The organism is Kribbella sp. NPDC056951 (assembly GCF_042674205.1).
GTDB lineage: Bacteria > Actinomycetota > Actinomycetes > Propionibacteriales > Kribbellaceae > Kribbella > Kribbella yunnanensis.
Window position 1 is genome coordinate 243,143 of the sequence record NZ_JBHUQZ010000003.1, and the last position, 12,548, is coordinate 255,690.

At 66.2% G+C, this 12,548-nt stretch carries 22 protein-coding genes; 21 read left to right on the forward strand and 1 reads right to left on the reverse strand.

Annotation, left to right across the window (positions count from 1 at the left end):
- Positions 1–15: 15 nt before the first annotated feature.
- The 15 genes from rplN to ACFTSF_RS14080 all read left to right on the forward strand — a co-directional run bounded on the left by rplN (position 16) and on the right by ACFTSF_RS14080 (position 8,373).
- Positions 16–384: a 50S ribosomal protein L14 gene (gene rplN, locus ACFTSF_RS14010; RefSeq protein ID WP_077019238.1), complete on the forward strand. Its 369-nt coding sequence runs from the start codon at positions 16–18 to the stop codon at positions 382–384.
- A gap of 1 nt (position 385) precedes the next feature.
- The gene (rplX, locus tag ACFTSF_RS14015) at positions 386–775 is read left to right on the forward strand and encodes a 50S ribosomal protein L24 (protein ID WP_132402636.1); all 390 of its coding nucleotides are present in this window, start codon (positions 386–388) and stop codon (positions 773–775) included.
- Positions 775–1,344 (forward strand): 50S ribosomal protein L5, encoded by a 570-nt coding sequence (gene rplE / locus ACFTSF_RS14020; protein ID WP_344144609.1) that lies wholly within the window; start codon positions 775–777, stop codon positions 1,342–1,344. Before rplX ends, rplE begins: the two co-directional genes overlap by 1 nt.
- A gap of 1 nt (position 1,345) precedes the next feature.
- Entirely contained in the window at positions 1,346–1,531 is a 186-nt protein-coding gene (locus ACFTSF_RS14025) for a type Z 30S ribosomal protein S14 (RefSeq protein ID WP_132167346.1), read from the forward strand.
- Between the two features lie 91 nt (positions 1,532–1,622).
- Complete coding sequence (gene rpsH, locus ACFTSF_RS14030; protein WP_133800688.1) at positions 1,623–2,030, forward strand: 30S ribosomal protein S8; 408 nt, start codon at positions 1,623–1,625, stop codon at positions 2,028–2,030.
- A 27-nt stretch (positions 2,031–2,057) separates the two neighbouring features.
- Positions 2,058–2,600 carry a 50S ribosomal protein L6 gene (gene rplF / locus ACFTSF_RS14035; RefSeq protein ID WP_344144613.1) on the forward strand — a complete coding sequence of 181 codons (543 nt, stop codon included), beginning with the start codon at positions 2,058–2,060 and terminating at the stop codon, positions 2,598–2,600.
- Between the two features lie 2 nt (positions 2,601–2,602).
- Positions 2,603–2,986 carry a 50S ribosomal protein L18 gene (gene rplR / locus ACFTSF_RS14040; protein ID WP_344144615.1) on the forward strand — a complete coding sequence of 128 codons (384 nt, stop codon included), beginning with the start codon at positions 2,603–2,605 and terminating at the stop codon, positions 2,984–2,986.
- 31 nt (positions 2,987–3,017) lie between these two features.
- A complete protein-coding gene (gene rpsE, locus ACFTSF_RS14045; protein ID WP_344144617.1) occupies positions 3,018–3,617 on the forward strand; it encodes a 30S ribosomal protein S5 in 600 nt (199 codons plus the stop codon).
- Positions 3,617–3,799, forward strand: a complete 183-nt coding sequence (gene rpmD, locus ACFTSF_RS14050) for a 50S ribosomal protein L30 (protein ID WP_344144619.1) — start codon at positions 3,617–3,619, stop codon at positions 3,797–3,799. Before rpsE ends, rpmD begins: the two co-directional genes overlap by 1 nt.
- A gap of 1 nt (position 3,800) precedes the next feature.
- Complete coding sequence (rplO, locus tag ACFTSF_RS14055; protein WP_344144621.1) at positions 3,801–4,241, forward strand: 50S ribosomal protein L15; 441 nt, start codon at positions 3,801–3,803, stop codon at positions 4,239–4,241.
- A gap of 135 nt (positions 4,242–4,376) precedes the next feature.
- The gene (gene secY / locus ACFTSF_RS14060) at positions 4,377–5,678 is read left to right on the forward strand and encodes a preprotein translocase subunit SecY (protein ID WP_344144623.1); all 1,302 of its coding nucleotides are present in this window, start codon (positions 4,377–4,379) and stop codon (positions 5,676–5,678) included.
- Positions 5,678–6,250 (forward strand): adenylate kinase, encoded by a 573-nt coding sequence (locus ACFTSF_RS14065; RefSeq protein WP_344144625.1) that lies wholly within the window; start codon positions 5,678–5,680, stop codon positions 6,248–6,250. The genes secY and ACFTSF_RS14065 overlap by 1 nt, the downstream gene beginning before the upstream one ends.
- Positions 6,251–6,259: 9 nt before the next feature.
- Positions 6,260–7,084: a type I methionyl aminopeptidase gene (gene map, locus ACFTSF_RS14070; protein WP_344144627.1), complete on the forward strand. Its 825-nt coding sequence runs from the start codon at positions 6,260–6,262 to the stop codon at positions 7,082–7,084.
- Positions 7,085–7,144: 60 nt separating this feature from the next.
- The gene (locus ACFTSF_RS14075) at positions 7,145–7,594 is read left to right on the forward strand and encodes a DUF1707 domain-containing protein (protein ID WP_380154169.1); all 450 of its coding nucleotides are present in this window, start codon (positions 7,145–7,147) and stop codon (positions 7,592–7,594) included.
- Positions 7,591–8,373, forward strand: a complete 783-nt coding sequence (locus ACFTSF_RS14080; RefSeq protein ID WP_380154170.1) for a hypothetical protein — start codon at positions 7,591–7,593, stop codon at positions 8,371–8,373. The genes ACFTSF_RS14075 and ACFTSF_RS14080 overlap by 4 nt, the downstream gene beginning before the upstream one ends.
- Here the strand turns inward: ACFTSF_RS14080 and ACFTSF_RS14085 are convergent.
- A complete protein-coding gene (locus ACFTSF_RS14085; protein WP_380154171.1) occupies positions 8,357–9,223 on the reverse strand; it encodes an NAD(P)-dependent oxidoreductase in 867 nt (288 codons plus the stop codon). The genes ACFTSF_RS14080 and ACFTSF_RS14085 overlap by 17 nt on opposite strands.
- 180 nt (positions 9,224–9,403) lie before the next feature.
- Between ACFTSF_RS14085 and infA the strand changes: the two genes are divergently transcribed.
- From infA to ACFTSF_RS14115, 6 genes are all read left to right on the forward strand, one after another.
- Positions 9,404–9,625, forward strand: a complete 222-nt coding sequence (gene infA / locus ACFTSF_RS14090; RefSeq protein ID WP_012923661.1) for a translation initiation factor IF-1 — start codon at positions 9,404–9,406, stop codon at positions 9,623–9,625.
- Between the two features lie 35 nt (positions 9,626–9,660).
- A complete protein-coding gene (gene rpmJ, locus ACFTSF_RS14095) occupies positions 9,661–9,774 on the forward strand; it encodes a 50S ribosomal protein L36 (protein WP_008361054.1) in 114 nt (37 codons plus the stop codon).
- Between the two features lie 185 nt (positions 9,775–9,959).
- Entirely contained in the window at positions 9,960–10,331 is a 372-nt protein-coding gene (gene rpsM / locus ACFTSF_RS14100; RefSeq protein WP_132402604.1) for a 30S ribosomal protein S13, read from the forward strand.
- A gap of 44 nt (positions 10,332–10,375) precedes the next feature.
- The gene (gene rpsK, locus ACFTSF_RS14105; RefSeq protein ID WP_012923659.1) at positions 10,376–10,783 is read left to right on the forward strand and encodes a 30S ribosomal protein S11; all 408 of its coding nucleotides are present in this window, start codon (positions 10,376–10,378) and stop codon (positions 10,781–10,783) included.
- A 25-nt stretch (positions 10,784–10,808) separates the two neighbouring features.
- Positions 10,809–11,417: a 30S ribosomal protein S4 gene (gene rpsD / locus ACFTSF_RS14110; RefSeq protein ID WP_344144636.1), complete on the forward strand. Its 609-nt coding sequence runs from the start codon at positions 10,809–10,811 to the stop codon at positions 11,415–11,417.
- Between the two features lie 101 nt (positions 11,418–11,518).
- Complete coding sequence (locus tag ACFTSF_RS14115; protein WP_132402598.1) at positions 11,519–12,544, forward strand: DNA-directed RNA polymerase subunit alpha; 1,026 nt, start codon at positions 11,519–11,521, stop codon at positions 12,542–12,544.
- The last annotated feature ends 4 nt before the right edge of the window (positions 12,545–12,548 follow it).

A 12,548-nucleotide genomic window follows, 5' to 3' on the forward strand; every position in this document is an offset into this window, starting at 1 on the left:
CCAGGAGATCAACAGATGATCCAGCAGGAGTCGCGACTGAAGGTCGCCGACAACACGGGCGCAAAGGAAATTCTTTGCATCCGCGTTCTCGGTGGCTCCGGTCGGCGCTACGCCGGTGTCGGTGACACGATCGTCGCCACCGTCAAGGACGCGATCCCGGGTGGCGGCGTCAAGAAGGGCGACGTCGTCAAGGCCGTCATCGTTCGCACCGTGAAGGAGCGCCGGCGTCCGGACGGCTCCTACATCCGGTTCGACGAGAACGCCGCCGTGATCCTCAAGGCCGATGGCGAGCCGCGCGGCACCCGTATCTTCGGGCCGGTCGGCCGGGAGCTGCGCGAGAAGCGCTTCATGAAGATCATCTCGCTCGCACCGGAGGTGCTCTGAGATGGCTGCCCAGCGCAAGTTGCACGTGAAGAAGGGCGATCAGGTCCGCGTGATCGCCGGTAAGTCCAAGGGTCTCGAAGGCAAGATCATTCAGGTCCTGCCCGATGCCGAGAAGGTCATCGTCGAAGGCGTGAACCGGGTCAAGAAGCACACCAAGGTGCAGCAGGCCCAGCGCGGCGGCACCACGGGTGGCATCGTCACCCAGGAAGCCCCGATCCACGTCTCCAACGTGATGCTTCTGGTCGAGGTCGAGAAGGACGGCAAGAAGCAGAAGGTGACCACCCGCGTCGGCTACAACCGCGTCGAGGTGCAGAAGCGGCGCCCCGACGGTTCGACGTACGCCGGTTTCCGGAGCGTCCGGATCGCGCGGCGTACCGGCGAGGAGATCTGATGACCGAGACAGTGACCGAGCGGGTTCAGCCCCGGCTGAAGACGAAGTACCGCGAGGAGATCGTCGGCAAGCTGAACGAGGAGTTCAGCTACGCCAACGTCATGCAGGTCCCCGGTCTGACCAAGATCGTGGTGAACATGGGCGTCGGCGAGGCGGCCCGTGACTCCAAGCTGATCGAGGGCGCCGTCAAGGACCTGGCCGCGATCACCGGCCAGAAGCCGCAGGTGACCAAGGCCCGCAAGTCGATCGCCCAGTTCAAGCTGCGCGAAGGCATGCCGATCGGCGCGCACGTCACGCTGCGCGGCGACCGGATGTGGGAGTTCCTGGACCGGCTGCTCTCGCTGGCCCTGCCCCGGATCCGCGACTTCCGTGGTCTGTCGGCCAAGCAGTTCGACGGCACCGGGAACTACACCTTCGGTCTGACCGAGCAGGTGATGTTCCACGAGATCAACCAGGACCGCATCGACCGGGTCCGCGGCATGGACATCACCGTGGTGACCACCGCCAAGAACGACGACGAGGGCCGGGCCCTGCTGCGGGCACTCGGCTTCCCGTTCAAGGAGAACTGACGTGGCGAAGACAGCACTGAAGGTCAAGCAGGCCAGGACCCCGAAGTTCGCGGTGCGTGGCTACACGCGCTGCCAGCGCTGCGGCCGGCCGAAGGCGGTCTTCCGCAAGTTCGGCCTCTGCCGGATCTGCCTGCGGGAGATGGCGCACCGGGGCGAGCTGCCCGGTGTGACCAAGTCCAGCTGGTGACCGTCTCCACCCCTGATCGTTTCTCCATTCACCATCTAGTCACCGTAGGTCGCCACGCGGCGAAACCACGGCGGGAAAGAGGCCCCAGGCCATGACGATGACCGACCCGATCGCAGACATGCTGACGCGTCTGCGCAACGCCAACCAGGCGTACCACGAGTCGACCTCGATGCCGTACAGCAAGATCAAGCAGGGCATCGCCGACATCCTTCAGCAGGAGGGCTACATCTCCTCCTACAAGGTGGAGGAGCCCAAGGAGGGCGCCGTCGGCAAGACCCTGATCGTCGACCTCAAGTTCGGTCCGACCCGGGAGCGCTCCATCGCGGGCGTGCGCCGGATCTCGAAGCCGGGCCTGCGGGTCTACGCGAAGTCGACCAACCTGCCGAAGGTCCTCGGTGGCCTGGGTGTCGCGATCATCTCGACCTCCCAGGGACTGCTGACCGACCGTCAGGCCAAGAACAAGGGCGTTGGCGGGGAAGTCCTCGCCTACGTCTGGTGACGAAGAACCGGAAGGAGGACCACTCTCATGTCTCGCATCGGTAAGCTCCCGATCACGGTCCCGTCCGGCGTCGACGTCACGATCGACGGCCAGACGGTCACCGTGAAGGGTCCCAAGGGCCAGCTCTCGCACGTTGTTGCGGAGCCCATCGCGGTCGCCCGCGACGAGGACGGCACGATCGCCGTCTCGCGTCCGGACGAGCAGCGCAAGAGCAAGGAACTGCACGGTCTGTCCCGCACCCTGATCGCCAACCTGGTGACCGGCGTGACGGACGGCTACGAGAAGAAGCTCGAGATCGTCGGCGTCGGGTACCGCGTCCTGTCCAAGGGACCGACCCAGCTGGAGTTCTCGCTCGGGTACAGCCACACCATCACGGTGGACGCTCCCGAGGGCATCACGTTCAACGTCGAGGCCCCGACCCGCTTCTCGGTCATCGGGATCGACAAGCAGTCGGTCGGCGAGGTCGCTGCCAACATCCGCAAGCTGCGCAAGCCCGAGCCGTACAAGGGCAAGGGTGTGCGGTACGCCGGCGAGCAGGTCCGCCGCAAGGTCGGAAAGGCTGGTAAGTAACCATGGCGATCGGACTGCGTCACAACAAGCACTCCGCCAAGAAGACGGCGTCGCGGCTGCGTCGCCAGATCCGCGTCCGGAAGAAGATCAACGGAACGCCGGATCGCCCGCGCCTGGTGGTCACCAAGTCGTCGCGGCACCTGTTCGTTCAGGTCATCGACGACGTGGCCGGCAAGACGCTGGTCTCCGCCTCCACCATGGAGGCCGACCTGCGCGGTGCGTCGGACAACAAGACCGACAAGGCCAAGACCGTCGGCGGCCTGATCGCCGACCGCGCCAAGGCTGCGGGCATCGAGGCGGTCGTCTTCGACCGCGCCGGGAACAAGTACCACGGACGGATCGCGGCCCTGGCCGACGCCGCGCGTGAGAACGGGCTCGGTTTCTGATGGCTTCACACAAGGAAGAAGGTAGTTCGAAATGAGCGGAGGCCAGCAGCGTCGCGGAGGCGGCGCCGGTGGTGAGCGCCGTGGCCGCGACGGTGGTCGTGGTGCGGCAGCTGACAAGACCGCCTACATCGAGCGCGTGGTAGCCATCAACCGTGTTGCCAAGGTCGTGAAGGGTGGTCGTCGCTTCAGCTTCACCGCCCTCGTGGTCGTCGGCGACGGCGAAGGCACCGTCGGTGTGGGTTACGGCAAGGCCAAGGAGGTGCCCGCGGCGATCGCCAAGGGCGTCGAGGAGGCCAAGAAGGCATTCTTCAAGGTGCCGCGGATCCAGGGCACCATCCCGCACCCGGTCCAGGGCGAGAAGGCCGCAGGCGTTGTCATGCTGCGTCCGGCCGCTCCCGGTACCGGTGTGATCGCGGGTGGCTCGGCACGCGCCGTACTGGAGTGCGCCGGGATCCACGACATCCTCAGCAAGTCGCTGGGTTCCTCCAACGCGATCAACGTGGTGCACGCCACGGTGGCCGCGCTGCAGGCCCTGGAGACTCCGGAGGCCGTGGCCGCGCGCCGTGGCCTGCCGGTCGAGCACGTCGCTCCGGCAGCGCTGCTGAAGGCGCGGGCGGAGGTGGCTTCCTGATGGCACGCTTGAAGGTCACCCAGACCCGTTCGGGCATCGGTGGCAAGCAGAACCAGCGCGACACGCTGCGCACCCTGGGCGTCAAGCGGATCGGCGACAGCGCCGTCCACGAGGACCGTCCCGAGGTTCGCGGCATGGTGCGCACGGTTCGCCACCTCATCACCGTCGAGGAGGTCGACTGACATGGCGCTGAAGGTTCATCACCTGCGTCCGGCGCCCGGAGCCAAGACCGCCAAGACCCGCGTGGGTCGTGGTGAGGGTTCCAAGGGTAAGACGGCCGGCCGCGGTACCAAGGGCAGCAAGGCCCGGAACAACATCCCCGAGTACTTCGAGGGTGGCCAGATGCCGCAGCACATGCGGCTCCCGAAGCTGAAGGGCTTCAAGAGCAGGAACCGAGTGGAGTTCCAGGTCGTTAACCTGGACAAGCTCGGACAACTGTTCCCCGAAGGTGGCGAGGTCGGCGTAGCCGAACTGGTCGCCAAGGGCGCGGTCCGTCGTGGTCAGCCGGTGAAGGTGCTGGGTGACGGCGAACTGACCGTCGCCCTGCAGGTCTCGGCGCACAAGTTCTCGAAGTCGGCTCTGGACAAGATCCAGGCTGCTGGGGGAACCACCACCGAGGTGTGACATGCGGTCCAGGGCTCGTAACGCCCGGTGCTTGATACTCTGCACCGGTCGGACGGGCCCTGGTTCGTCTCTTGCCCGGCTGCTATGCCAGACCCCTGCCCTGCCCGGGGCAGAGGAAACATGTGGGAGGACAGGGTGTTAGGCGCCTTTGCCAACGCGTTCAAGACTCCGGACCTGCGCCGGAAGATCTTGTTCGTGCTCTTCATCGTCGTGATCTTCCGGATCGGCTCCGTCGTGCCGGCCCCCGGCGTCAACGTCCAGTCGCTGCAGACGTGTATCAAGGGAGCGGAGAACGGCGCCAACGCCAATCTCTACAACCTGATCAACCTGTTCTCCGGCGGTGCGCTGCTGCAGCTCGCGATCTTCGCGCTCGGCATCATGCCGTACATCACCGCCAGCATCATCCTGCAGCTGCTCACCGTGGTGATCCCGCGGCTGGAGTCGCTGAAGAAGGAAGGCCAGGCGGGCCAGGCCAAGATCACCCAGTACACCCGTTTCCTGACCGTCGGTCTGGCGATCCTGCAGTCGACGGCCTTCGTGGCGCTCGCCCGGACCCCGGGCCGGCTGTTCACCGGCTGCCTCGAACCGCTGCTGTACAAGGACGACTGGTTCCACGTCACCATCATGGTGCTGACCATGACCGCCGGTACCGGCGTGATCATGTGGCTGGGTGAGCTGATCACCGACCGTGGTGTCGGTAACGGTATGTCGATCCTGATCTTCACCCAGATCGTCGCCACCTTCCCGACCAGCCTGTGGAGCATCCGCAAGCAGAAGGGGCTGGGGACGTTCTTCGTCGTCATCGCCGTCGGTCTGGTGATCATGGCCGCGGTCATCTTCATCGAGCAGGCGCAGCGCCGGATCCCGGTGCAGTACGCCAAGCGGATGGTCGGCCGGAAGATGTTCGGCGGCACCTCCACCTACATCCCGCTGAAGGTGAACCAGGCCGGTGTCATCCCGGTCATCTTCGCCTCCAGCCTGATGTATCTGCCCGTGCTGATCAGTCAGTTCCAAGCTGACAAGGGATGGGCGATCTGGATCCAAGGACACCTGGTCAAGGGCGACCACCCGATCTACATGGCTACCTACGTCGCCCTGATCCTGTTCTTCACCTACTTCTACGTCTCGATCACCTTCAACCCGAAGGAAGTCGCGGACAACATGAAGAAGTACGGCGGCTTCATCCCGGGTATCCGGGCCGGCCGGCCGACCGAGGAATACCTGGGCTACGTGCTGAACCGCATCACTCTGCCGGGTGCCATCTACCTGGCCGTGCTGTCGCTGATTCCGCTGATCGCCCTGGTTCTCGCCGGCGCGAACCAGAACTTCCCCTTCGGTGGTACGTCGATCCTGATCATGGTCGGCGTGGGCCTGGACACGGTGAAGCAGATCGAGTCTCAGCTGCAGCAACGTAACTACGAAGGGTTCCTGCGCTGATGAGAATGTTGCTGATGGGTCCGCCCGGGGCGGGCAAGGGCACGCAGGCAAAGGTGCTTGCGGAACGCCTGAATATCCCGGCCGTGTCCACCGGCGACATCTTCCGAGCGAACGTGAAGGACGAGACGCCGCTCGGTCTCGAAGCCAAGCGCTTCATGGATGCCGGGGACTACGTCCCCGACGAGGTCACCAACGCGATGGTGCGCGACCGGTTGTCGGAGGCCGACGCCGGTGACGGGTTCCTGCTCGACGGGTACCCGCGCACCCTCGCCCAGGTGGGCACGCTGGACGACATCCTGGCCGAGCACGGCCACAAGCTGGACGCGGTGGTGGCGCTGGTCGCCGACATCGACGTCCTGGTGGACCGGATGACCAAGCGGGCCCACACCGACGGCCGCACGGATGACTCCGAAGAGGTCATCCGGCACCGTCAGGACGTGTACACCGCCGAGACCAAGCCGCTGCTGGCGGTCTACGGCCAGCGCGAGCTGCTGGTCGAGGTGGACGGCGTCGGCGAGATCGACGAGGTCAGCGAGCGCGTCATCGCGGCGCTCAAGTCACTGACCGACTGAAGGACTGCAGTGATATTCAAGGACCGCGGGATCGAGATCAAGACCCGCGAACAGATCCTCGCCATGCGAGCGGCCGGCCTGGTGGTCGGCCGCACGCTGGAGTTGCTCCGCGACGCCGTCAAGCCCGGGATCAGTACCGGTGAGCTGGACGCGATCGCCGAGGACAACATCCGTTCCTCCGGTGCGACACCGTCGTTCCTGGGCTACCACGGGTTCACGGGCTCGATCTGTGCCTCGGTGAACGACGAGATCGTGCACGGCATCCCCGGTTCCCGGGTGCTCGTCGAGGGCGATCTGATCTCGATCGACTGCGGTGCGATCGTGGACGGGTGGCACGGCGACGCCGCGATCACGGTGCCGGTCGGCACGGTCGGCGACGACCTGCTCGAGCTGGCCCGGATCTGCGAGGAGTCGATGTGGCGGGGATTCGCCGCCGCGAAGCTCGGTGGCCGGCTGACCGACATTTCGGCCGCGGTCGAGGCACACGTGCGCGCCAACTCGTCGTACGGGATCGTCGAGGACTTCGTCGGGCACGGGATCGGTTCGGCGATGCACCAGCCGCCGAACGTGCCGAACTTCGGCAAGCCGGGCCGTGGCCCGAAGCTGGTCGAGGGTCTGGCGCTGGCGGTCGAGCCGATGCTGACACTCGGCAAGCAGGACAACCACACGCTTGACGACGACTGGACCGTGGTGACCGACGACGGTCGCGCGGCCGCTCACACCGAGCACACGTTCACTCTCACTCCGCAAGGACCGTGGGTGCTGACCGCCCTCGACGGTGGTGCCGCCAAGCTCGCCGAGCTCGGGGTCACCTGCGGCGCACTGGCGGACTGACATCCCGCGTCCGTCCATCGGGGGACGCGCGCGGCCCGGAGACTGAGGCACACTTGAGATATGCCTCAGTACCAGCCGCATCAGCGATTCACCGAAGCCGACCGGGAAAAGATTGCCGGGCGGTTGCGGGATGCGTTCGCCGACGGCCGGCTGGATCAGCCTGAGTTCTCGTCGCGTCTGGATCAGCTGTACGTCGTGCAGACGTACGGCGAACTCGAGCCGCTGGTGCGCGACCTGCCGCCGATGCAGACGTACCAGACACCTGCTGTCGTCCAGGACGCGAAGCCGGCGCCCGCGCCGGGGGAGTTCCCGACGAAGGACGTCGAGCAGCGCCGCAAGGGCGGGCTGATGGCGTTGGGTGGTGGCTTCACCGGCGTCGTCGCGATCAACGTGGTGATCTGGTTCGTGATCGGGCTCGCGCACAACGGGCACTGGCCGCACTTCTGGCCGGTGTGGTTGCTGATCCCGTGGGCGATCATCGCCATGGGCAATCTCGGAAAGCGCCGTTGACCCGGCAACTCCGCCCGGCCCTGGCCTGGCAGCTGCGGCAGGGGTCCGTGCTCGTCTACGTGATCTGGTTCGCCGTCGCCGTACCGCTGGTGATCGTCGGTCTGCTGGTGGAACCGCGCTGGGTGGGCTGGTTCATGCTCGGCTGGTTCGCGGTGCTGCTGGCGTTCACGCTGGCGATGCGGATGGCCGACGTACGGCTGCGGAAGGACTGGGCGCGGGCTGCCCGCGAGCTCGGTTGGCGGATCGCGGTGGCCGGTCCGGACGTGCTCGAGCGCTGGCCGTTCCCGCCGTTCGATCTGGATCCGCGGGCCGAGGTGGCCGAGGTGACCACCGGTCGGCATCGCGGTAGGGAGTTCGTCAGCGGTGAGTTCCGGCACCGCGTCCGGCGTCGCAATCTCGGCTTCGACTTCCTTGATCTCCAGGTCGACCGCCCGCTGCCGCCGCTGCAGGTGCTGCCGTCCGGACTGGCGCCGGTCGCGGCCGCTGGGCTACTGCCGCTGCCCTTGGACATCGACGGCTTGCCCGGGCACTACAACCTCTTCAACGGCCGCGAGGACCACGCTCAGGCGCTGCTGCACCCTCGCGCGGTCGAGGTCCTCACCGGCGTCACCCCGTTCGGGTTCAGTTGTGAGGGACGCCGGTTCGTCGCGATCTTCCCGGCGTACCGGGACACCACCACGGCGCTCGCCCATCTCGATGCTGCCTGCGATCTGCTGGACCTGATGCCCGAGCAGCTGTGGCGCGAGGGCGAGCAGTGGGCGGCTACGCGTTCGTCTTGAGCAAGTGGACCATCGCGGCCAGGTCCTCGTCGCCATGACCAGCGTCGACAGCCTTGTTCAGTACGTCGCCCACTGGCGCCAGGAGGGTGGGGTCGACCCCCTGCGCGACTGCGGTGTCGATCAGGTTGTCGAACGCGGCAGCCTGCATGGCCAGGTTCGATCCGGCCGTTCCGGGTGCCGGCGGGATGTCGAGGTCGGCCGCCATCCCGGAAACCGTGCCCAGCATGGCCGTCAGCCACGGGATCAGGAACTTCTCGGCGAACTCGACCGCCGGGATGTCCTCGCCCTGCATCAGCGCCAGGCTGTGCTGGGCGCCGGCGAACATCCCGTACATCCCGCTCAGCAACGCGATGTCGTACAACGCGGCCAGGCCGGCGTCCTTACCGACGTACACGGGCCGAGCCAGGGGTGCGAGGTTGGCCTGGTGGCGTTCGTAGGCAGCGGAGTCGCCGCTGTAGAAGATGAAGGCGGCCGGGCCGCCGATCATCACCGGAACCGCCATGATGCCGCCGTCCAGGTACGACGCTCCCCGCGCGACGAACTCGTCGGACAGGGCCCGGGCCTGGTCGGGGGTGGAGTTCGTGAGGTTGGCGATCACCTTGCCGGTGAGGTCGATGCCGTCGAGGGTGTCGCGCACCGTGGTGTCGACGAGCAGGCAGACGACGGTCAGCGGGGAGGCTTGTACGGCGTCGCCGGGGGTCTCGGCGCGGACGGCCCCGAGCGCATCGAGTTCGGGGGAGCGGCCGGGGGTACGGTTCCAGACGGTGGTCGGGTGGCCGGCGGCCAGGAAGGCCTGGGCGAGGGCGGTTCCCATCGCTCCCAGGCCGAGGACGGTGACTGGTGTCTTCATACCGGCAACCCTGGTGGCTGCGCTGCGTGACGGACAAGTACCCACTACAAAGTGGGGTACTAACTAAGTGGTAAGTATGGCGAGAGACGGCCGATTGGGTTTCGGGTGTGGTAGTGACGTACACTCGGTTGTTGGCTCTTTTCGAGCCATAGTCAGTCACGTCTACAGAAGTGCGAGGACATGCCCAAAAAAGAGGGAGTCATCGAACTCGAGGGCACCATCGTCGAGGCCCTGCCGAACGCGATGTTCCGTGTTGAACTGTCCAACGGGCACAAGGTGCTCGCGCACATCAGCGGCAAGATGAGGCAGCACTACATCCGGATCCTCCCCGAGGACCGGGTCGTCGTGGAGCTGTCGCCGTACGACCTCACCCGGGGTCGCATCGTCTATCGGTACAAGTAACACGACCACCAACACCTGTCGAAGAAAGAAGCTCGATGAAGGTCAATCCGAGCGTCAAGAAGATCTGCGACAAGTGCAAGGTGATCCGCCGTCACGGCCGGGTCATGGTGATCTGCGAGAACCCGCGGCACAAGCAGCGGCAGGGCTGAGAAGCTCCGTTCGAGCAGCACGGCACTTTCGCACCACAGCGCGCATGCTCGTCCAGCACCGGTAACACGCTGGACGCTGCCCCCGGAACAGAGGCCGGGGCCTTGCCGGTGAGCAGTAACGACACCGAGGCGGGCAAGGACGCAGCGCGCCACCACACCTCTGCCGACGAAAGGAACACCGCCACATGGCACGCCTCGTAGGAGTCGATCTGCCGCGCGACAAGCGCATCGAGGTCGCTCTCACCTACATCTTCGGAGTAGGTCGTACTCGCGCCCTGAAGACGCTCGAAGCCACCGGCATCTCCGGTGACAAGCGCGTCCACGAACTAGGCGACGAGGAGCTGGTCAAGCTTCGCGACTGGATCGAAGGCAACTATCAGATCGAAGGTGACCTCCGCCGTGAGGTGACCGCGGACATCCGCCGCAAGATCGAGATCGGGTCGTACCAGGGCCGCCGGCACCGCAGCGGCCTGCCGGTGCGCGGTCAGCGCACGAAGACGAACGCCCGCACCCGCAAGGGTCGCAAGAAGGCGATCGCCGGCAAGAAGAAGAAGTGACCCGGATGACCCAGCCTTTCGACCTGCCCAGGAGCAACTGACTTATGCCTCCCAAGAGCCGCACCGCGGCCGGCGCCAAGAAGGTGCGCCGCAAGGAGAAGAAGAACGTGGCCGCCGGCCACGCGCACATCAAGAGCACGTTCAACAACACGATCGTGACGATCACCGACCCGACCGGCGCGGTCATCTCGTGGGCTTCCGCGGGCACCGTCGGCTTCAAGGGTTCGCGCAAGTCCACCCCGTTCGCCGCGCAGATGGCCGCCGAGGCCGCCGGACGCCGGGCGATGGAGCACGGCATGCGCAAGATCGACGTGTTCGTGAAGGGTCCCGGCTCCGGCCGCGAGACCGCGATCCGTTCGCTGGGTGCCGTCGGCCTCGAGGTCGGCACCATCCAGGACGTCACCCCGACCGCACACAACGGCTGCCGCCCGCCCAAGCGGCGCCGGGTCTGACCCAGAGAGAGGCAGGTAACTAGAAATGGCCCGTTACACCGGACCCATGACCAAGAAGTCGCGCCGTCTCGGGGTCGACCTCGTCGGTGGCGACAAGGCGTTCGAGCGTCGTCCGTACCCGCCGGGTATGCACGGCCGCGGCCGTCCGAAGGAGAGCGAGTACCTGCTCCAGCTGCGCGAGAAGCAGAAGGCCCGCTTCTCGTACGGCGTGCTGGAGAAGCAGTTCCGCCGGTACTACGAGGAGGCCTCGCGGCGCTCCGGCAAGACCGGTGACAACCTGCTGATCATCCTCGAGTCCCGGCTCGACAACGTGATCTACCGTTCGGGCCTGGCCCGGACGCGCCGGCAGGCCCGCCAGCTCGTCACTCACGGTCACTTCACCGTGAACGGCATCAAGGTGAACATCCCGTCGTACCGCGTGGCCACCCACGACATCATCGATGTCAAGGCCAAGTCCGCGGAGACGACGCCGTTCATCATCGCCCGGGAGACGCACGCCGAGCGGGTTGTTCCGGCCTGGCTCGAGGTGATGCCGGAGCGGTTGCGGATCCTCGTCCACCAGCTGCCCACCCGGCAGCAGATCGACACCCAGGTCTCCGAGCACCTGATCGTCGAGCTCTACTCGAAGAACTGATCCGGTTCCGGCCGGTGGCTCAGGCCGCCGGCCGGATCGGTGTTCTTCAGCCTCTCGCGGCCTCAAATAGTGGTCGTCGCGAACAGTGAAGGAATACGAAGTTGCTTATCGCACAGCGTCCCACCCTGACCGAAGAGGTCGTCGACGAGCACCGGTCCCGGTTCGTCATCGAGCCGTTGGAGCCGGGTTTCGGCTACACCCTCGGTAACTCGATCCGCCGGACCCTGCTGTCCTCGATCCCCGGCGCCGCCGTCACCAGCATCAAGGTCGACGGTGTCCTGCACGAGTTCTCGACCGTTGCCGGGGTGAAGGAAGACGCCACCCAGCTGATCCTGAACCTCAAGGACCTGGTCGTCTCCTCCGAGCACGACGAGCCGGTCACCATGTACCTGCGCAAGCAGGGCCCCGGTGACGTCACCGCCGCGGACATCGCGCCGCCGGCCGGTGTCGAGGTGCACAACCCGGACCTCAAGATCGCCACCCTGAACGAGAAGGGCCGGCTCGAGATGGAGCTGGTCGTGGAGCGTGGCCGCGGTTACGTGTCCGCGATCCAGAACAAGTCCGCGGACGCCGAGATCGGCCGGATGCCGGTCGACTCGATCTACTCCCCGGTCCTCAAGGTCACCTACAAGGTCGAGGCGACCCGTGTCGAGCAGCGCACCGACTTCGACCGCCTGGTGGTCGACGTCGAGACCAAGCCGTCGATGCTGCCCCGCGACGCCGTCGCGTCGGCCGGTAAGACGCTGGTTGAGCTGTTCGGCCTGGCCCGTGAGCTGAACGTCGAGGCCGAGGGCATCGACATCGGCCCGTCCCCGGTGGACGAGCAGATGGCCGCCGACCTGGCGCTGCCGGTCGAGGACCTGCAGCTCACCGTCCGGTCCTACAACTGCCTCAAGCGTGAGGGCATCCACACCGTGGGTGAGCTGATCTCGCGCAGCGAGCAGGACCTGCTGGACATCCGCAACTTCGGCTCCAAGTCGATCGACGAGGTCAAGCTGAAGCTGGCCGAGATGGGCCTGTCGCTGAAGGACTCGCCTCCCGGCTTCGACCTGCGTGCGGCCGCCGAGGCCTACGGCACGGAGTCCGAGGACGACGACGAGAGCTTCGCCGAGACCGAGCAGTACTGACACC

What these genes read in the sequence shown, in the direction of transcription:
- rplN (WP_077019238.1), top strand. Translation starts at nt 16, where the DNA reads ATGATCCAGCAGGAGTCGCGACTGAAGGTCGCCGACAACACGGGCGCA.
- rplX (WP_132402636.1), top strand. Translation starts at nt 386, where the DNA reads ATGGCTGCCCAGCGCAAGTTGCACGTGAAGAAGGGCGATCAGGTCCGC.
- rplE (WP_344144609.1), top strand. Translation starts at nt 775, where the DNA reads ATGACCGAGACAGTGACCGAGCGGGTTCAGCCCCGGCTGAAGACGAAG.
- rpsH (WP_133800688.1), top strand. Translation starts at nt 1,623, where the DNA reads ATGACGATGACCGACCCGATCGCAGACATGCTGACGCGTCTGCGCAAC.
- rplF (WP_344144613.1), top strand. Translation starts at nt 2,058, where the DNA reads ATGTCTCGCATCGGTAAGCTCCCGATCACGGTCCCGTCCGGCGTCGAC.
- rplR (WP_344144615.1), top strand. Translation starts at nt 2,603, where the DNA reads ATGGCGATCGGACTGCGTCACAACAAGCACTCCGCCAAGAAGACGGCG.
- rpsE (WP_344144617.1), top strand. Translation starts at nt 3,018, where the DNA reads ATGAGCGGAGGCCAGCAGCGTCGCGGAGGCGGCGCCGGTGGTGAGCGC.
- rpmD (WP_344144619.1), top strand. Translation starts at nt 3,617, where the DNA reads ATGGCACGCTTGAAGGTCACCCAGACCCGTTCGGGCATCGGTGGCAAG.
- rplO (WP_344144621.1), top strand. Translation starts at nt 3,801, where the DNA reads ATGGCGCTGAAGGTTCATCACCTGCGTCCGGCGCCCGGAGCCAAGACC.
- ACFTSF_RS14065 (WP_344144625.1), top strand. Translation starts at nt 5,678, where the DNA reads ATGAGAATGTTGCTGATGGGTCCGCCCGGGGCGGGCAAGGGCACGCAG.
- ACFTSF_RS14075 (WP_380154169.1), top strand. Translation starts at nt 7,145, where the DNA reads ATGCCTCAGTACCAGCCGCATCAGCGATTCACCGAAGCCGACCGGGAA.
- ACFTSF_RS14085 (WP_380154171.1), bottom strand. Translation starts at nt 9,223, where the DNA reads ATGAAGACACCAGTCACCGTCCTCGGCCTGGGAGCGATGGGAACCGCC.
- infA (WP_012923661.1), top strand. Translation starts at nt 9,404, where the DNA reads ATGCCCAAAAAAGAGGGAGTCATCGAACTCGAGGGCACCATCGTCGAG.
- rpmJ (WP_008361054.1), top strand. Translation starts at nt 9,661, where the DNA reads ATGAAGGTCAATCCGAGCGTCAAGAAGATCTGCGACAAGTGCAAGGTG.
- rpsM (WP_132402604.1), top strand. Translation starts at nt 9,960, where the DNA reads ATGGCACGCCTCGTAGGAGTCGATCTGCCGCGCGACAAGCGCATCGAG.
- rpsK (WP_012923659.1), top strand. Translation starts at nt 10,376, where the DNA reads ATGCCTCCCAAGAGCCGCACCGCGGCCGGCGCCAAGAAGGTGCGCCGC.
- rpsD (WP_344144636.1), top strand. Translation starts at nt 10,809, where the DNA reads ATGGCCCGTTACACCGGACCCATGACCAAGAAGTCGCGCCGTCTCGGG.